Consider the following 18,715-nt stretch of genomic DNA (forward strand, 5'->3'; position numbering starts at 1 on the left):
TCGGCATAGGTTTTAGATCAGATCTCCAACGTTTCGTGATTCATCCATAATTTCATACGAGATAATACATCTTTGATATTCAGCGGTTTGCTGAGATAGTCGGAAGCGCCTGCTGCGATACATTTCTCCCGATCCTCTTTCATGGCTTTGGCTGTCAGTGCAATGATCGGAAGCTGAGTCATGCCAAGCCGTTCACGGATCTGGCGAGTCGTCTCATAACCATCCAGTTCCGGCATCATGATATCCATCATGATAATATCCGGCTTGACTCCTCCACGCTCCAACAATTCCAGACATTCGTAGCCGTTCTGAGCTGATATGACATTCATGCCATATTGCTCAAGAGCGTTAGCCAGCGCATACACATTTCGAATATCATCATCAACGACAAGCACTTGACGACCACTGAGTAATGCTTCTTCCAGAGGGGTCAATAGGACATCAGATTGTTCAGAGCTCAATGAAGAAATTTTGTTGATCTCAGGAGTGGAGCCAGCCACCTCATTCAGGAACAACCGCGATGCATTCATCGTCTCAGGTTCATCTCTTCGCAGTGGCAGGAACAGCGTGAACACACTGCCTTGGCCTTCACGGCTTGTTGCGGAGATTGAGCCCCCTAGCAATGTCGCAAGCGATTGAGAGATGGACAATCCCAGCCCTGTCCCTCCATATTTACGAGCCGTAGCCCCATCCGCCTGTTTGAAGGCATCAAAGATCTGCAGAAGTTTGTTATCTGCAATGCCAATCCCCGTATCACTGACAGAGAAAGCAATGACGTCAGTCTCTTGCCCTTTCTCTTCAGGGTTCGCCAGACTCATTCTGGAGATCGTCAAGGCAACTTCACCCTCACTGGTGAACTTGAACGCGTTCGAGAGCAGATTTCGGAGAATCTGGTGCAATCTCATCTCATCAGTCACAATGCTTTCTGGCAAAGGACTTTGGAGCTGAATTCGGAAATCGATTTTTTTCTGCTCCGCTGTTTTCAAGAAATACTGATTCATAACTTCAGGCAGACTGCCCAGGTAGACATCATCAAAATCCACTTCCATCTGCCCGGCCTCTACCTTGGATAGATCCAGAATATCATTGATCAGATTCAGCAGGTCCTTGCCTGACTTGTGAATGACTGAAGCATAGTTCTGTTCTTCACTATTCAAGTGTTGATTTTTGTTTTCAGACAATATTTCAGACAAAATCAACATGCTGTTAAGCGGTGTCCGCAGCTCATGGGACATGTTCGCCAAAAATTCGGATTTGTACCCCGAGCTTGTTCTTAACTGATCTGCCACAACTGCGAGTTCATTGGCTGAAGTTTCAGCAGCGCTTTTCTGTATTTCCAGGCGATCATTAAGCATATGAAGCTCTTCGGTCTGCATTTGCAGTTCCTCTGTCTGAGACAGCATTTCTTCAGTCTGAGCCTGAAGTTTCTCCGATTGTGCCTGTAATTCTTCATTCAGAACTTGTGACTCATCATATAATTGCTGTAATTCCATGCGAGTGACCGTCGAGTGTAGTGAAACACCGAAAATCTCAGTTAGTTCTTGCATCAGTTTCATGTCATGCTCTTGCAACGGCTTCATTGAAGCAAGCTCAATTACCGCAATCGTTCTGCCTTCGAACAGGACCGGTACCACAGTAAGGGATGTGGCGGATGCATGTCCAAGACCCGATGAGATTCGGATATAGTTTTGAGGCAGATCATTCATGCGCAAGACTCGCTTCTCGACAGCACTTTGTCCGACAAGTCCCTCACCCGGGGCAAGCGACACTTTACCAAGCGAACGTTCTTTCTCTCCATCCGCAGCGTATGCAGCCACGCGTAGCAGTCGATTGTCTTTCCAGTAATATAAGACGCTATAAGGCACTTCAAACAACATGGCGAGCTCGTTCAGGAACAAGCGGGACAATCCCTCCAGATTGGTCGGGTTCTGCAAGAGTGTGGCAATCCCTGCAATCTGATCCTTGACCCGATTCTGTTCTTGTACTTCATCCAGCAATTTGTTGGTTTCGTTGCCCAGGTCCCCCACTTCATCATGTGTCCGCACCTGAATTCGCTGCTTCAGGTTTCCACCTTTGGAGATATCACTGATCGTCTGCATAACATCTCGCAACGTTTTGACGATATTGCCTGATATCACAAGAGCCGCTGCAATTGATAACGCCGCGATAACCCCCCACAGCGTATACATAATCGTCAGCAGTGTGGAACTGCGTTTGGCAAGTTCAGTAACCCTCGCCTCGGTCAGAGCGATCTCCGTGTTTCGGAAGGTGGTAAGTTGGGAGCGAATTAGATCAATTTCAGTTTTACCCGGGTCAGATTGAAAGAAAGCAACAACCTTTGCTTGATCCCCCTGCTTTTTCAACTCCACCAACGGCTCCCCGGCAATTTCAATCCAGCGTGTAATATGGGCTTTGATGCTTTGCAAGCTTTGCTGCTGTGAAGGATTGTCGCTAATGAGAGCGTTCAACTGATCATAGTTGGAACTCCACTGGGACAGACCTTGGGAATAAGGCTCCAAGTAACTCTCATTGCCTGTAATCATGAATCCACGCTGTCCTGTCTCCATATTCAAGACATTTTTTTCAATTGCGTTGGTCAGATTATGTACTTCCAGATCATGATGAGAGATAAAATCATTTTCCTTCTGTAACACATTAATTTGGGCCGTAAGCACTAACAGAACTGCTCCAAACAAAAGCACAACCACAAGATAGCCCAATAAAATTTTGGAGCGTATCGTAAATCTTCTCGTTTTTGACAACGCGGAAACCTCCAAATATATACGAATCCTATTCAATTAAATGAAAACTGGTGCATATGTAGTTTATATGTATACGTATAGTCTGACAAGCTTTATGTTCACCGGAATCCATAAGAAAAACGACCTACTTATGCAGGTCGTCCTCTTCATTGATCCATGCTGCTTATTTTGACTGAATTTAAGCCTTTGGAGCGATCATTTTGGCTGGATCGACATATTGGTCAAATTGCTCTTCAGTAAGCAGGCCTGTTTGTAACGTCGCCTGTTTCAAGGACAAGCCTTCTTTATGTGCAAGCTTCGCAATTTTGGCTGCATTCTCATAACCAATGTGCGGATTGAGCGCAGTAACCAGCATAAGCGAATTGTTCAGATTATGTTCAATCTGATCCAGGTTAGGCTCAATGCCTACGGCACATTTGTCATTAAACGCAATAATGGAGTCCGCCAGAAGTTGCACGGATTGCAAGAAGTTATAGATGATAACCGGTTTGAATACATTCAGTTCAAAATTACCCTGACTTGCCGCGAAACCAATCGCTGCATCATTACCCATGACCTGCGTAACCACCATCGTAATGGCCTCGCTCTGAGTTGGGTTGACTTTACCCGGCATAATGGAGCTGCCTGGCTCATTCTCCGGAATACGGATCTCACCCAATCCACTGCGGGGGCCACTGGCTAACCAGCGAACGTCATTGGCGATTTTCATCAAATCAGCTGCAAGCGCTTTAACAGCACCGTGCGCATACACGACTTCATCATGACTTGTAAGTGCATGGAATTTGTTTGGTGCAGATACAAAATCTTTCCCCGTATGTCTGCCAATCTCCTTGGCAGTAAAGTCACCAAAATCCGGATGAGCATTGATGCCTGTGCCGACAGCTGTACCGCCGATCGCAAGCTCCTTCAGGTACTGTACACTTTCACGGATCATACGCTCACTCTTGCCCAGCATGGCTTCCCAACCACTGATCTCCTGGCCAAGCGTAATTGGTGTGGCATCCTGAAGGTGGGTACGTCCAATTTTGATGATATCCTTGAATGCTTCTGACTTGTCTGCAAAAGTCGCTTTTAATACCGCGATGGCCGGCAAGAGTTGATCCTCAACAGCCAGAACACCTGCGACATGAAGAGCCGTTGGGAATGTATCGTTGGAGCTCTGAGACATATTCACGTCATCATTTGGATGCAGACGCTCTTCTTTTCCCTTTTGCTCCAGCAGTTGGTTTCCCAGATTGGCAATGACTTCGTTCACGTTCATATTGGATTGCGTTCCGCTTCCAGTCTGCCACACGACCAGTGGGAAATGATCATCTATACGGCCTGCAATGATCTCGTCTGCCGCATAAGCGATCGCATCGGACTTCGCCGCAGATAATTTTCCTAATTTATGGTTACTGGCCGCAGCACTTTTTTTCAAAATGGCTAGGGCACGGATAACTTCCATCGGCATATGTTCACTGCCAATCGGAAAATTCTCCTTGCTGCGCTGCGTCTGAGCTCCCCACAGCCTGTCGGCTGGTACTTTCATTTCGCCTAACGTATCTCTCTCAATGCGGTATTCCACTTGCTTGTCCTCCTCCAAAAAGATGGTTTGGGTCTCTACAAAGCTTGTGTATCTCGTCATATTATACATGATTTACGAGCAGGTTTTCACCTTTTCGACAAAATTGTAAGCGTAGCGCAAAGCGAGCGTGAATTATTTATTTGAGGCAATTGGATACAATCGGCTGCTCTGTTCGAATAGTTCACCTGGTTCCAGACCGACCAATCCGATTTCTTCTGCCGGGATGCCTTCAACATTAGGAGCGTTAACCAGGTTCATCTGTGGTTCAGGACAGAAGAATTCGCCACCCATGTTATTATTCCAGATCATCCAGTGCTTGTAGGATGTACCCACATCATATACCAGTTTGTCTCCAGTACGGTGGTCCGTGAGCTCCATATAGTTACGTCCATTTTGCGGTTCCGCAGTGTAATGATTATCCATGGCAGCAAAGAACGGACTAACCCCGTCTTTCTTCAGTTGTTCTTCCTCAGGTGTAAGCGGTTGAAATTGTCCTGTTGGCAGAGAACGCTCATTCAATTCACGACGTTGTCCAATCGTAACTTTGGCCGTGTAATCCGAGGCCTGACTGTCCGGTGCAAAAGGTACAGCAATCGCCGTGTGGAATGCAAACAGATTCGGCATATATTCAGTCCCGTTATTATGAACGATCAATTGTTGCTGAAGACCTTGGCTACTCAAAGAGTAACGAAGCGTCACCGTGAACGTAAACGGCAGGTACTGATAGAATGTATGTCCTTCTTTCACATCTTGACTAAGCAGCACATAACTCTCCAGCTGATCAGAACCGTATCCTTCGACCTTCCACTCCGCATCATGCAAAAATCCATGCAAATGGTTTCCTGTAGCCGGTTCGTTCACAGGTAACTGATAGATTTTACCATTCCAGGGGAAACGTCCGTCCTCATAACGGTTCGGTGGAGATAGAATCGGAATGCCATAGACCGCAGGTGCAGCCATAAATTCATCCATCTGATCCTGATTCGGCTCTCTCAAATAACGGAAACCCTTTTCTGTATCACGGAAAGCAACGAGGTTGGCACCCACGCTTGGAATAACTGCCGCTTCAAACTGATTAAAACGAAGCCAGATGGCCGGTATCCCTCCAAATTGTTCTTCAAATGCTGCATTTTGTTGTGTCATCGTTATATGTACCTCCTGCATACTAAGGTTATATTATACGGCTCGACTATATCATGCCCGAGCACAAAATACCAATCTATGATAGAGAACAAATTCATGATAGGAAAACAAAAAAGACAGCTGCAATCCGCTGCGGCTGTCTCTGCTTGCTTTTTTAATGTTGGTTCAATTAATCCACATACTTGCCGTGATCCGGCACAGTAGTCTCTTCAAAGTCCATATCAAGCCGCTTCAGGGATTCTGTCAGCATATCTCCGCTCAATGCATGCCCATGCCCGGTAATCGCAAGTTTTGGCCCTAAATGCCTTATATGCTGGACAGATTGATGTGCGGCCTCCCAATCGGTTGTAAAATAGGAAGGCGGGCCATGCAACTGTTTGTCCTGAAGCAACACACTCCACAGCGATTCCTGCTTCACTGTGATGATCGCGTCTCCTGCAATTAACAAACGGTCTGCTTCACGAAACAGCGACACATGTCCAGGCGTATGCCCCGGCGTGTGCACCCACTCCCATCCTGATACGCCTGGAACGGAATGATCTTGGGGCAAACTGAATATCCGATCATCCAGATTGATTGCCTCATTAGGATAAGCGAATGACAACCTGGACATTAAACCTCCACCTACAGAAGGATCCGCTGGCGGATAATCTTTCAATCCCGTTAAATACGGAATTTCAAGCGGATGAGCGTACACCGGTACACCCCAGAATTGTTCCAACTCAATAACGGTTCCTACATGGTCGAAGTGACCATGCGTCAATATGATCGCAGACGGCGGACCCTGAAATCGTTCTGTTGCAACCTGAACAATATGATCTGTGTACCTCGCCATTCCGGTGTCCACGAGGACCCAGTTCCTGCTTCCTGGCTCTCCAATGAACACGACATTAACAAATAGTGTACGTAGACTGAGAATATCGGGCGCGACTTCTTCAAGTCCCGTCAACCCTCCTGTAATCAGATTGTCAGATGCCATTCACGGTTACCTCCCATTTGGCGGATTGTCTCTCTGGTTCCATTCTTCTCGTAGACTTCCCTTTTCTGGATCATCTATTCAACCTTTCCAACAAAATAGACGGTGTACACCCTGTTTCGGGCATACACCGTCTAGTATAGTCATCGACACGACACAATAGAACAAGAACATCTCGGCCAGTTAAGCCGGATATGCCTCCAAAGCAGCATCGAGCAATTGATTGTACAGATCGTCATCATTCTCCAGTAACTCGTCCATACGCAGTAACTCTTCTTCATCACCGGATTGCTCCGTGAAATGCAAACTATAGTCCCAATCTTTTCCGTTCTTGCTCATGAAGGTAATCTCATACACTGACTTTTCGCCTTCTGTACGGAAAACGGTATTTCCCACGAAACTTTTTTCATCTTCACGGCGCATTTCAGCACGGATAATTTCAATATTCACAATCATTCTCTCCTTTAATCTTTCATTTACAGCCGGTCTCCAACATTTCTGGTAAACCTAGTTTGGTAATTATTATTGGTTAATTGTACAATATATAACGTAGCAACGTATACCTTATTCAATGAAGGAACCCTTCTGAGTCCTTGCATAGTTGTAATGAGGACTATCATACGTGTTTGAACAACATCTATAATAGCCAACAAGCTACGATATTATTAACACATTGGAGGAAAAAATAGCATGAATACTTTTGAAACGAATCTGCAGCAATACGCTGAACTGGCTGTACAAGTCGGTGTTAATATCCACCCCGGACAGACACTTGTGGTTAACGCGCCAATCTCTGCTGCCCATTTTGTACGACTGATCGTCAAAGCAGCTTACGGTAAAGGTGCCAAATTGGTCAAAGTCAACTGGAGCGATGAAACTGTTACACGTCTTCATTACGATCTTGCACCTGATGAAGCCTTCTCCATTGAACCGAAATGGTTTGCAGCGGAAATGACTGAACTCGTTGAAGAGGGTGCCGCTATTCTGCACGTCATCGCTGAAAATCCGGATCTGCTGAACGGTGTAGCGCAGGAACGCATTATTACTAGCCAAAAAGTACGCGGCAAAGCGCTCGAAAAATATCGTTCTTATCAAATGGCTGACAAATTCAGCTGGTCTATTGTAGCTGTTCCATCTCCGGAATGGGCAGCTAAAGTATTCCCGGACCTGCCGGAAGCACAACAAGTGGACCGCCTGTGGGATGTTATTTTCAAAACAGTACGGATCGGTGAACAGGACGCTGTTGCCGAATGGAAAACCCATTTGCAAAATCTCGATTCCCGCGCTGATCTGCTGAACAACAAGAAATACAAGAAACTCCACTATACAGCTCCAGGTACAGACTTGACCATCGAACTTCCGGAAGGCCATATCTGGGTATCCGGCGGAAGTGTGAATGAGCAAGGGCATGTCTTCATTGCCAATATGCCTACGGAAGAAGTATTTACGGCTCCACTGAAAACGGGTGTTAACGGCACAGTGCGCAGCACAAAACCACTCAGCTACGGCGGCAACCTGATTGACGGATTCTCCCTGACATTTGAGAACGGTCGAATCGTAGATTACACTGCCGAACAGGGACTGGATGCACTCAAAAATCTGATTGAGATGGATGAAGGCGCACACTATCTGGGTGAAGTGGCCCTTGTTCCTCATCAGTCACCGATTTCGGATACGAATATTTTGTTCTACAATACTTTGTTTGATGAGAATGCGTCCAACCATTTGGCAATTGGTAATGCCTATGCCTTCTGTCTGGAAGGTGGCAAAACGATGTCCAAAGAAGAGTTGATTGAACGTGGTATGAACTCCAGTCTTACTCATGTAGACTTTATGATCGGATCTGGAGAAATGAACATCCACGGCGTAACCTCCGAAGGAACGGAAGAGCCGATCTTCCTGCAAGGAAACTGGGCATTTTAATCCGGTTTGATGTGGAGAGAGGAGATTACTCCTCTCTTTTCCTGCGTCAACAGGTCAAAAATTCGATAACTGGAGGGAACGCATATGTTAAGTTTTGAACAAAAACTGGATCGTTACGCGGAACTGGCTGTAAGAGTAGGCGCAAACGTGCAGCCAGGACAAGTATTTGTCATTAGTGCGATGATTGATACCGCTGAATTTGTACGCTTGTTGGTGCGTAAGGGATACGAGGCTGGTGCCAAGCAGGTTATTGTAAAATACGGAGATGAAACCGTCAATCGCTTGCGGTTTGAGATGGCCCCTGAGGAATCCTTCCAAGAGCCTCCGAAGTGGCATGCAGCGGAGCTTGAAGAACTGGCAGCCAATAATGCAGCTTTTCTGACGGTATTGTCATCCAGTCCGGACCTGATGAAAGGTATCGATCCGGAGCGGATTTCCACCCATCAGCGTACATTTGGCCTGGCGATGGCCAAGTACCGTCAGTATCAACAGGCGGATAAAATGAGCTGGACGGGTGTGGCTTGCCCTTCCCCCGATTGGGCAGCCAAAGTGTTCCCGGATCTTCCGGCAACGGAACAGGTTAACCAGCTATGGGAAGCCATTTTTGCAGCGGTGAGAGCCGATCTGGAGGACCCTGTTGCAGCCTGGGAACAGCATATTGAAAGACTGGAAACAAAGGCAGTTGCCCTGAATAACAAAAAGTATCAAGCACTGCACTTCCTCTCCCCTGGGACGGATCTGACCGTTGAACTTCCTGAGGGACATATCTGGGCGCAAGCTGGCAGCGTGAATGAGCAAGGTACACCTTTTGTAGCTAATATCCCTACAGAGGAAGTATACACAGCTCCAGCCAAGCATGGTGTTAACGGCACAGTATCCAGCACCAAACCGCTCAGTTATGGTGGAAGTATCATAGATCGCTTCTCACTCACCTTCGAGAATGGACGCATTATTGATTTTCATGCGGAGGAAGGTCAGGATACGCTCGAAAGACTCATCTCCATGGATGAAGGTTCGCATTACCTCGGCGAAGTAGCATTGGTTCCCTTCCATTCCCCGATTTCAGAAAGCGGGATCTTGTATTACACCACGTTGTATGATGAGAATGCCTCCTGTCACCTTGCGATTGGCAGTTCCTATGCATCTAATATCCAAGGTGGCAAGACGATGTCTCCTGAAGAGCTTGCCGCTCGTGGCATGAATTCCAGCATTACTCATGTGGACTTCATGATGGGCTCGCCCGAGACAAATATCTACGGTATTACGGCAAACGGTGAACGTGAAGCCATCTTCCTTAAGGGAGACTGGGCATTCTAACAGATAACGGTTGAGTGCTTTCCCGTATATATTTTCACTGAACAGTCATCTAGGCTTTCTTGCAACCATGTGTTTATGGTTGCAAGAAAGCCTTTTTATTAATTTTCAGCAAACTGTCCGGAGGCTGTACCTGCTCTCTTCATCTGGTTTTTTTCGGACCAACCTCCCATTGTATCGTTTCCATATTATGTTGTAAAATGTAATGATACCAATGTTTGTGGACTGTTCACCAGAAAGGAGAACATCATGGCCAATCGGCTCCAGTTATTACTCGCCTCAGATTTCCATAATTTAGGTTCTGCACTTCAGGAAGAAGTGTATTATGAATATTATAATATGGTACATGGTCTTATCGTTTATATCATCAAGGAGCGTGCTGCTGCAGAAGATATTATTCAGGAAGCTTTTATCAAAATCATTAAAAACAAACCCATTTTCGAAGACGAGGTCAAACTAAAAGCCTGGCTCAAGGTCGTCACGCGGAACACCGCTATCAATTATCTGAGAAAAAATAAAAATAACCGTAACCAATTGGATACGGATAGTGTTTTTATAGATATAGAGACGATGAATCAGACTGCAGCTTCCGTGGAAAGCATGGTAGAGACGCAGATGATGGAAGAGTCTATTGAATATTATCTCGGACAGCTCAAACCGGAATATCGTGTACTGGTGGAGTTACGGTGGAAAAAAGGTCTCTCCTACAAAGAGATGGCTGAACTGCTGGATACCTCCGAAGACATTGTGAAGCAACGCTTGTTCAGAGCCCGCGGCAGTATCAAGAAGAAATTACATAAGGAATGGGGTGGAAGCATTGAGCAAAGGCAAGTCCGATAAGCATGTGGAGCGATTCGATTCAGAGATGGAAGACGACTATTTCGACGCTGCGTTTGATCTGGCTTTTGATGAGGCTTTCCATCAGGCCGTCTCTGCCCCTTCCGCCTCCCATACCGAATCCATGCAGCAATCCTGGCAGAAGGTACAACGGGAAATTAACAGAATCGGTTTACGTAAAAAAAGAATACGTACGTTACGGCTGTCTGTCGTAGTCGCTGCATCCGTGACCTTCGGGGCGGTTATTTTCAGCCTGCCGTCCGGTACACAAGCCGTATCCCCATTTGTGCAATCCATCAAGGATTGGGGCAATGGCATGAAATCCATTATCATTGAGGATCGTACGACCCATCTGGGGGCTGATCCGTCAACAGCCAAAACGCCTCCACCACCGGAAACGGGATTGGAAGATATGCTTAAAGCACAAGAAGAAGAGGCTCTTCATACACCTTCGTATGAGTTATCGAGCCACATGCTTCGTCCAGTACTTGTTACGGAAGAGATTGCACGCGAAGGGTTCATGGGTGACTTTCTGTTATCCAAGGCCATTCCGGAGCGATTCAACAAGGTCAAGTTCGAACTCGTACTCGATACTGAAAACCCTGTGAATCCTGACGATTATTATGAGTCCACCCAAATGAGAGTTCAATATACCAGTGAAGGCAAAAGCATAGAGGATGAGATTATCCAGTTTGATTATGTCTATGTCATGCCTGGGGAGAAAATTGAAGGGGCCATGCTTCGTGACATGAGCACCGTGAAGCTGGCTGACGGCACAGAAGCACTAATGTATATCGGCCCACCCTATAACTCCTTTCAGTGGATGATGGGTTCCAACAATATGAGTCTGTTTGGCACCCTTTCGGAAGAAGAAATGACTGCTATTGCCAACGATTTTCAAGAGCAGAAGTTTCCCGGCAGCACCCGTCGCTAAGTTTAAAATAACACGTTGCCAGAGACATGTTTGCTTGTATCCGTAGTACTTCCATCATACGCTTTATGAATACTGGTAACGCGATAATAATATCCTGGCATAACGGTCCAATCCGATGAGGCATTCAATAGATTTGTATTCGTTGCATTGTTGGAACTGGCTTTGAAAGTTACCCATGCTGTTCCTGTCCAGCGCTCAAGTCGATAATCTACGGAAAGTGTCTTCATTGCTGTATATGTTGTGGTTTTGGTATTGACAATAGCCGACAGGCCTCCTCCTGGGATAATTGCACCGACCGCCTGATAGATATGTCCACGTTCGCGAGTGTTAGCGAGCGAATGAATAGCTGGTTCTGGTGGCGGCGGAGCTGTAAGAGCACCAGAGGACACGTTGATCGTGGGGCTTGCAACGGCTGGTTCAGACGTAGATATAACCAGGAGCGTTGGCACCATTAACAAGGCAACAAGGGTTATTTTTAGTTTAGATGCTGCACTTTTCGTTTTTGTTTTCCGCATATTATTCCATCCTCCGCTTCATGTTTGATTTTGTGTAAGGGTATAAACGGACGGATCGGGTGAGAGGTTTCAAAAAAATTTTAGACGCTCCGATGTTGCTGTCGGTAGCGTCTTTTGTCTTTTATATACATTTCTAACATTGTGAAACTTAAATTATTCCAGCCCGTATGTATTGGATAATGCGGATATTATTGTTCACACCTGCAGAATCAATGAGCATGCAAAAAAGCTGTACGATGACCATTACGTCACCATACAGCTTCATTTGTTACAATTTTGATCTGACTACGCGCCTTCTTCTTCAACCAACAGTTCCAGCTTAATCACATTTACTCGGGAAATCCGTTTATGCTCTGTCTCTTGAATGACAAATACATAACCTCCATACTCAACCGATTGACCGACCTCAGGTGGAATGGCATCTACTCTGGAGTATAGCCAGCCTCCGATGGTATCGTAATCGGCACGGTCCATCTCCAGTCCGAATCGTTCACTGACTTCTTCAATCAGCATCAATCCATCAATGGAATATTCCATCTCATCCACTTGCTCAATGGCAGGACGCTCCTGGTCGAATTCATCCTGAATCTCGCCTACGATCTCTTCCATGATATCTTCAAGTGTGACAAGCCCGGAGGTTCCCCCATATTCATCAATCAGAATCGCAATCTGTGTCTTGCTACGCTGCATTCGCTTGAGCAGATCACTGATCAGGGTGGTATCTGGCACAGCCAGGATAGGCCGGATCACGGAGATGGTGTCCGTAAGTTGGGATCGCATCAGATCCTTAATGTGAATAAAGCCGATAATATGATCCTTGTCTCCGTTATATACCGGATACCTTGTTCGCATACTCTCACTGGCAATCTCCAGATTTTCCAGCATGGACTGATTGGCATTCAGACAGATCATTTCCGTCCGCGGAATCATAATTTCACGGGCAGTTGTATCCGTAAAATCAAATATATTATCAACAAGTGCTAATTCAGTGTTATCAATTAAACCGCTCTTATTGCTTTCTTTCATGAGAATACGTAATTCATCTTCACTATGCGCGTCGTCCATCTCGGAAGCGGGTGCCATTCGGAACAGTCTCAACAAGCCGTTAGCCATACCGTTCAGTGCCCATATGAATGGATACATTAATTTGTAGAAGAACGTTAGCAAGGCTGCAGACCACAGCGTGATCGTTTCCGACTTTCGAATCGCCATCGTCTTGGGAGCAAGTTCCCCCAGTACAATATGCAGGATTGTAATAATCACAAATGCAATGGCAATAGAGATTCCATGAACATAGACCGGTCCCAGTCCAAATGCGGTAAACAGGGGCTCTAACAGGTGTGCAATTGCAGGTTCACCCAACCATCCAAGTCCCAGTGAAGCCAGCGTTATACCCAATTGGCAAGCTGACAGATATGCATCCATATTGCGTATGATATTGGAAGCGTATCTTGCATTTTTGTTGCCTGTTTCCACCAAAGCCTCAATCCGACTTCCACGGACTTTCACCATCGCAAATTCCGCCGACACAAAGAAACCATTCATTAATACAAGTAAACCGATTAATACTAAATTTAAAATACTCGGTAAGGGGTCACTCAAATTTTCATCCTATTCGCCGTCATTCTTCGGCAAATAGGTCCACCTCCTTCGAAAATGTAGGATATTAGCCATTCTGCCGCTCATATGCAATTTCAACTTCCCAATGCTTCCACCTCCACCTTGTTCTGTCGAATAACAAAGATATGCTTCTTTTATTATATAATTCTACACTACACAGTCAATCCGTGTCCTATGACAACGAAATGGCACAAACGCCTTTTTTCTTTAACAAAAGTAATGATTACGCCGTTTCTTTAACATTTCATAAACCATGATCTAACCAGTTCAAAAAGAGTATCCTCACTCATGCTCCGCATGGTAGGATACTCTCTTCTTGCAATACTGCTATTTTTCTCAGATTCTATCCGTTAATTACGATGTTGACTCAATCTCTACTACAGTCTCAGAAGCAGGATTCCAACGCCATCTGGCTTGTTTCCCGCTTGCATTATGCAATCCACCGACCCAGAATTCGTCTTGCTCAAGCAGTGCCCAATCGACTTCTCCATTCAACACCTGAATTCCGAGTTTCGTTAGTGACAGAACTCCGTCACGGAATGTTTCATCATGCTGCATGAAATTGGGGAATGTTGTTGCACCGGTCATCTGAAGTAAAGCGTTAGGTCCCTCTGTCATCCGCCTCAGATGTGCCCAGTATTCAAGATCACCCATTCCGAGAATATGCAGTTTGTCTCCGACCTCGCGAAATAATGGATATGGACGCTCCACACCTGCTCTTATGGTCTCCAGTGTTGTCTGCTCAATGATCCCTAGACCGTTCGATACAGATGGCAAACGAGACAAGTGTGCCTTAAAGGCAGCTTTTGCAAAGGGAAGTGCAGAAGTGTCTGTCTGCAAGTAATCCAGATGATGCCGGATATCAGTTGAAGTATAGGCTTCCCAGAACTGTGCACCGGCTTGTAGCTCGTCCGTGTTAATCACATGCCAGCTGCCGGACAGCCGCTCAATCTGTGTGGAGGTAAGCTGTCCCAGTCCTCTAAAGTGCTCAATTTCTGGATACGAGTCAATGCAAAGCAGATTCAGTTTCGTATTCTGGAGTGCTTGTCCTTTGAAATAATGTAACAGATACGATAACATCGTCTGATCATAGAGGTCGTATTCAAACCATAGGACAATCTCCTTATATTGTTGAAATGAATGCAGCTTGCGTTCAAGCTCCTCAATCTGCAAATATTCCGCCTGTGGAATGCCCAACTGATGCTCTAATACGGATGCCCGATTCTTCCGCTCTTTTGCATGGTCCATATCTAGCACTACCGGTCCGAACGTGTACAATTCTCTCCATACAAGGATATCTCCGTCGATTCCACTCTCTCTTAAACGATTGGCAGCGTGATCCCCATTCATAATGTGTAACAATCCTTTTCCTCCTTCATACAAGTCACTGAACACAGAAACCAGATCCCTTACTGGTATAGAGCGCTTAAGTTTGGATCGGGCATCGAACAGCCTTTTCTTTAGTGCAGGTACCTTGACCCCGAGGAAATCCGATATTTCCTTGAGCGAGTACCCTTCCAAATAAAACAGTTCAACAGCAATTCGCATCGATGATGGCAGTATTGCAATCGAATCCCGAAGCGTACGATGCATCTCGTTTTGCACCGCTTGTTTTTCCGGATTATGCGCCTGATCCTCTTCAGGGAAAACATGCTCTAACTCCTGAACCGGAATCATCGTATGCTGCTTGCGTCGTAGCCAGCGATAACACTGTCTCTCCACGATCACCTTGAACCACCCCGGAAAAGCCTCCGAGTCCTCCAGCTTGGACAGATTGCCAAAGGCCTCAGTAAATGCCTCCTGCACGACATCTTCAGCCCAAAATGTGTCTCCCAAACGATTGTAGGCAACAGCAAGAGCCATCCCGCGATATTGAGACATCAGTTGTTCGTAAGCTTCGGGTTCCCCCTTCATCGCTCCTTCAATCCAAGACTTCAATGCTATGGACTCCCTTCATATAGGCATGTTGTGTATTCTGTTCATATATAAGTGCCATGTTTTTATCAAAAGGTTACGTTTGGCTCAATCTATTGAAGTCAATTTCGCATAAATGCTTATGTAAAAGCTGTCCCGTTTGCGGATCACCTCCACATTCTCGGGACAGCCTGCAATTCACTATATGTTAGACATGTCAACTATCCATTGAAATCGTTGTGAAGTGCCAATTAAAATCTGCTTGGAGCTTGTGGGTAGTTACCTACCACGCCCGGATATTGATACAACAATGGCTCATCAAATGTAGCATAGTCGAAGTTGACCATCAACAGCATGATCCGTCTGCCTGTCTTCGGGTCGCTGATAATAATATGGTCACGGCCCGCTGCTTCAATAATACCTTGGAATATGCGAGCATTCCATTCTTTGTTGCCTTCATATGTCATGTAGAACGTACCGAATTTGCCAAGATTCAGACGCAAAATATTCTCAATGTACGATTGCTCAAACTGTGGAGCCGTTGTCGTGACCACTGCACCCGTCGGTGTCATTGGGCTTCCACTGGATACGAGTGGGGGTACACTAGTCGAGCTTGGTGATACCATCCCTGGCGTTGGTGACATGCTAGGCATGCTGTTCCCAATTTTGTAAGATGTACCTTGAACCTGAGAGTTGGCTTGTTGACCCAACACGGAATTCGCTTGCTGACCCAGTGTTTGAGTCGTTGGTTGATAAGGCTGATTAATCATGAATGATTCCTCCTAAAGTTTAATATACTTCCGGACAGTCATCGCCTGTCGGACTGAAGAAACAATGTGCTTTGAAACGTCCTGTATTCTGCTGGTCATACCACGTTGGTGGACAGTCGCCCACTGGTCGGAAAAACCATAATGCATTGCTCGCTGGCCAGATGCGCTCTCCATTAATGACACGCTGTGCCAGACGAATCTCGGATTGTCTCGCCCGTTGGTAGAAGTAACCCTTCTGGGTTGACTCGAATCCTCCGGGGTTCTGGAATACCATGCGGTTGATGTCACGAATATCTCTGAAGTCCAAACAATCCACCAACACCCTGTTCACACCTACATTACCTACAAGCAGCATGCCTTGTTCGCCGTCACCTTCAGCCTCCGCCCTCATCAGCCTAGCCAGCAGCCTGACGTCCTCTGAGTTGGCTTTAATAACAGCCATAGTCTGTTTCCTCCCTTATCTCAGCTGTTCATCACCGTACATCGTATTGTGCAGGAGCCCATTCGGTGACACGATTCCATCTTTTTTCCATAAAAAAAGCCCGGAACCCCACCCAAGGTGAAGTCCCGAAGCAATTCGTTTCTTATAATACTCGCTGGTTTAAGGCTTGGCTTCAATCCAATAATCATAAGCATGAACGATGTTGCCCTGGTAAGCCTGATGTTCGGCTAGCAGATCCGGAAGCTTGGCAAGCTGAAGTTCCATCTCCGCTGCCCCTTTCTCATAGAAAGAAATATGAGGACCTTCATGGTTCTGTTTCATTTCGACCGAAATCATTAACCTTTTGCCCAGACGATCTGCAATCTCCATCTCCTGACTCACCACAGCAGCAATCCCATTGGAACCTTCGGCACTGTTACGGAAAGCCATTAGAGACACATGGTCAAGTGTACGAATCATAAACTCTGCCACAGAAGTATCCTTTCCTGGCAACGCGAAGCTATCCAGCCATACAGCAAGATCTGCACTTGTTTCAAGATCGCTGTCCTTCTTCGTTTCTTCCTGGAAAAATGTAATGTTGGCCGCCCATTCAGTCAACAGGGTGTCCCGATTGCTCTCCCACTCCGGCAAAGTGTAAGGCTCAATATCCAGATGGATGCCTTCAAATCGTTCATCCGGCTCGGATTCAGCATTATAGTTTTTAACATAATCAATCAAGCGCTGGATGCGTGGACGGTTTTCCTTTTTGCCCCAGATCGGGTGTCCGCCCATCGCATGGATTTCAATGCCTTGTGCTTTTGCCCGTTTTACAAAACTGCGGTAACTCGAATACGGTTGATCCAGATCTAACCGAACATACAACCAGTTAATATTTTGCGCTCTCGCAAACTCTAGTATGTGCTCTCCCCCGTCATTCGTCACCTGAGAGGCCTCCCAGATATATGTCCCCCGAATCTCGGGCTGATTGGCTGGAATCTCCGGTGATGGCAGTTCTGACGGCTCCAATTGTCCCCAGTATACGATGTCATGTACAGCAGAACCAGCGTAGGAAGTATGGCTGCTGAATGCAGAAGCAACTTCCTCCATAACGCTTTCCAGCTGCGATGCACCTTTACCTGCAAATGTCGTAAATTCCTCCCCAGGCATCGGTTTGGTGTTCAACCCGACAGTCACGCTCACATTGCTGGCATCAGCCCAGTTCATTTCCTGTTCAATTAAACGTATGATTCCATTGTTCCCTTGTGCGTTATCACGGTAAGCGAGTAAAGTGACATGTTCCACTTGTTCAATGAACCAACGTGACAACGGTTCGTTATCTGCATCCTCAGAAACTCTATTCCCTGTAACGGTGTACGAATCCAGCCAAAATGGCAGATCCATATTCACGTCAACTGCGCCTGCCTGTCTCACTTGCTCAAATAACAGATTCATATTCGCTACCCAGGATTGTACCAGTGGCTTGGCATCTTCTTGCCAGGCTGGTAACACATAGGGCTTGATATCCAGATGTATGGCGTCAAATTGCTCGTTGGGCTCAGCCCCCTGATTGTAGTCATTGACCCATGAGGCTAATCTGAGCATGGGACCTTCACGGCCACGGATTGCCCAGGATGGATCGCCTCCCAGCGCTTCAACCGCAATACCCGCACGGCTGGCTTTGGCTATAAACGTCTGGTATACCTCCTTGGACAGCGTCATGTCTACATTCACGTACAGTCTGTTTATCTTATGTTTAGCTGCATTGGCTATCAGCTCATCTCCGTTGCTAACAGACTGCGCCTGCCATACCCAGGCCGCCCGTATGTCTGCGCCGTCAGCTTCAGCAGGTGACTCATTCCCTATCATTATCATCCCTCCGATCAGCAGTAACAGCCAAAATACCTTCCGGGATTGTTTCCCGAACATATACTCCCTCCATTCCCCTACTGTTGTAAAATCACATTTATTATAGCAATCGAGTTATCAAAAACAAATAAGCCCAAGTGCTTAACTTGGGCT

At 46.3% G+C, this 18,715-nt stretch carries 15 protein-coding genes; 4 read left to right on the forward strand and 11 right to left on the reverse strand.

What is annotated here, in order from left to right; genetic code table 11:
* Positions 1-17: 17 nt before the first annotated feature.
* The 5 genes from ACTHPG_RS11575 to ACTHPG_RS11595 all read right to left on the reverse strand — a co-directional run bounded on the left by ACTHPG_RS11575 (position 18) and on the right by ACTHPG_RS11595 (position 6,898).
* Positions 18-2,762, reverse strand: coding sequence for a CHASE3 domain-containing protein (locus ACTHPG_RS11575; RefSeq protein WP_440389475.1), 2,745 nt, complete (start codon positions 2,760-2,762; stop codon positions 18-20).
* Positions 2,763-2,940: 178 nt separating this feature from the next.
* A complete protein-coding gene (gene fumC, locus ACTHPG_RS11580) occupies positions 2,941-4,329 on the reverse strand; it encodes a class II fumarate hydratase (RefSeq protein ID WP_440389476.1) in 1,389 nt (462 codons plus the stop codon).
* A 132-nt stretch (positions 4,330-4,461) separates the two neighbouring features.
* Positions 4,462-5,472, reverse strand: a complete 1,011-nt coding sequence (locus tag ACTHPG_RS11585) for an aldose 1-epimerase (protein ID WP_440389478.1) — start codon at positions 5,470-5,472, stop codon at positions 4,462-4,464.
* Between the two features lie 169 nt (positions 5,473-5,641).
* Entirely contained in the window at positions 5,642-6,451 is an 810-nt protein-coding gene (locus ACTHPG_RS11590; RefSeq protein ID WP_440389479.1) for an MBL fold metallo-hydrolase, read from the reverse strand.
* A 180-nt stretch (positions 6,452-6,631) separates the two neighbouring features.
* Entirely contained in the window at positions 6,632-6,898 is a 267-nt protein-coding gene (locus ACTHPG_RS11595; protein ID WP_278294696.1) for a hypothetical protein, read from the reverse strand.
* Between the two features lie 240 nt (positions 6,899-7,138).
* Here ACTHPG_RS11595 and ACTHPG_RS11600 point away from each other — a divergent pair, with 240 nt between their 5' ends.
* The 4 genes from ACTHPG_RS11600 to ACTHPG_RS11615 all read left to right on the forward strand — a co-directional run bounded on the left by ACTHPG_RS11600 (position 7,139) and on the right by ACTHPG_RS11615 (position 11,456).
* Positions 7,139-8,371 (forward strand): aminopeptidase, encoded by a 1,233-nt coding sequence (locus tag ACTHPG_RS11600; RefSeq protein WP_440389480.1) that lies wholly within the window; start codon positions 7,139-7,141, stop codon positions 8,369-8,371.
* An 84-nt stretch (positions 8,372-8,455) separates the two neighbouring features.
* The gene (locus ACTHPG_RS11605; RefSeq protein WP_440389481.1) at positions 8,456-9,688 is read left to right on the forward strand and encodes an aminopeptidase; all 1,233 of its coding nucleotides are present in this window, start codon (positions 8,456-8,458) and stop codon (positions 9,686-9,688) included.
* Positions 9,689-9,934: 246 nt separating this feature from the next.
* Positions 9,935-10,525: an RNA polymerase sigma factor gene (locus ACTHPG_RS11610; RefSeq protein ID WP_440389482.1), complete on the forward strand. Its 591-nt coding sequence runs from the start codon at positions 9,935-9,937 to the stop codon at positions 10,523-10,525.
* On the forward strand, positions 10,503-11,456 hold the full coding sequence (locus ACTHPG_RS11615) for a hypothetical protein (RefSeq protein ID WP_440389483.1): 954 nt from the start codon (positions 10,503-10,505) through the stop codon (positions 11,454-11,456). The genes ACTHPG_RS11610 and ACTHPG_RS11615 overlap by 23 nt, the downstream gene beginning before the upstream one ends.
* 2 nt (positions 11,457-11,458) lie before the next feature.
* On the opposite strand, the gene ACTHPG_RS11620 is transcribed toward ACTHPG_RS11615, so the two are convergent.
* The 6 genes from ACTHPG_RS11620 to ACTHPG_RS11645 all read right to left on the reverse strand — a co-directional run bounded on the left by ACTHPG_RS11620 (position 11,459) and on the right by ACTHPG_RS11645 (position 18,562).
* Complete coding sequence (locus tag ACTHPG_RS11620; RefSeq protein WP_440389484.1) at positions 11,459-11,971, reverse strand: hypothetical protein; 513 nt, start codon at positions 11,969-11,971, stop codon at positions 11,459-11,461.
* Between the two features lie 285 nt (positions 11,972-12,256).
* Positions 12,257-13,573, reverse strand: a complete 1,317-nt coding sequence (locus tag ACTHPG_RS11625; RefSeq protein WP_440389485.1) for a hemolysin family protein — start codon at positions 13,571-13,573, stop codon at positions 12,257-12,259.
* A gap of 372 nt (positions 13,574-13,945) precedes the next feature.
* Positions 13,946-15,529, reverse strand: a complete 1,584-nt coding sequence (locus tag ACTHPG_RS11630; protein ID WP_440389486.1) for a sigma-70 family RNA polymerase sigma factor — start codon at positions 15,527-15,529, stop codon at positions 13,946-13,948.
* A 227-nt stretch (positions 15,530-15,756) separates the two neighbouring features.
* Positions 15,757-16,218, reverse strand: a complete 462-nt coding sequence (gerQ, locus tag ACTHPG_RS11635) for a spore coat protein GerQ (protein WP_440390229.1) — start codon at positions 16,216-16,218, stop codon at positions 15,757-15,759.
* A gap of 76 nt (positions 16,219-16,294) precedes the next feature.
* On the reverse strand, positions 16,295-16,717 hold the full coding sequence (locus ACTHPG_RS11640) for a cell wall hydrolase (RefSeq protein WP_440389488.1): 423 nt from the start codon (positions 16,715-16,717) through the stop codon (positions 16,295-16,297).
* 159 nt (positions 16,718-16,876) lie between these two features.
* Entirely contained in the window at positions 16,877-18,562 is a 1,686-nt protein-coding gene (locus ACTHPG_RS11645; protein ID WP_440389489.1) for a hypothetical protein, read from the reverse strand.
* Positions 18,563-18,715 lie beyond the last annotated feature (153 nt).

It is taken from the genome of Paenibacillus sp. SAF-068, from assembly GCF_051967555.1.
GTDB lineage: Bacteria > Bacillota > Bacilli > Paenibacillales > Paenibacillaceae > Paenibacillus.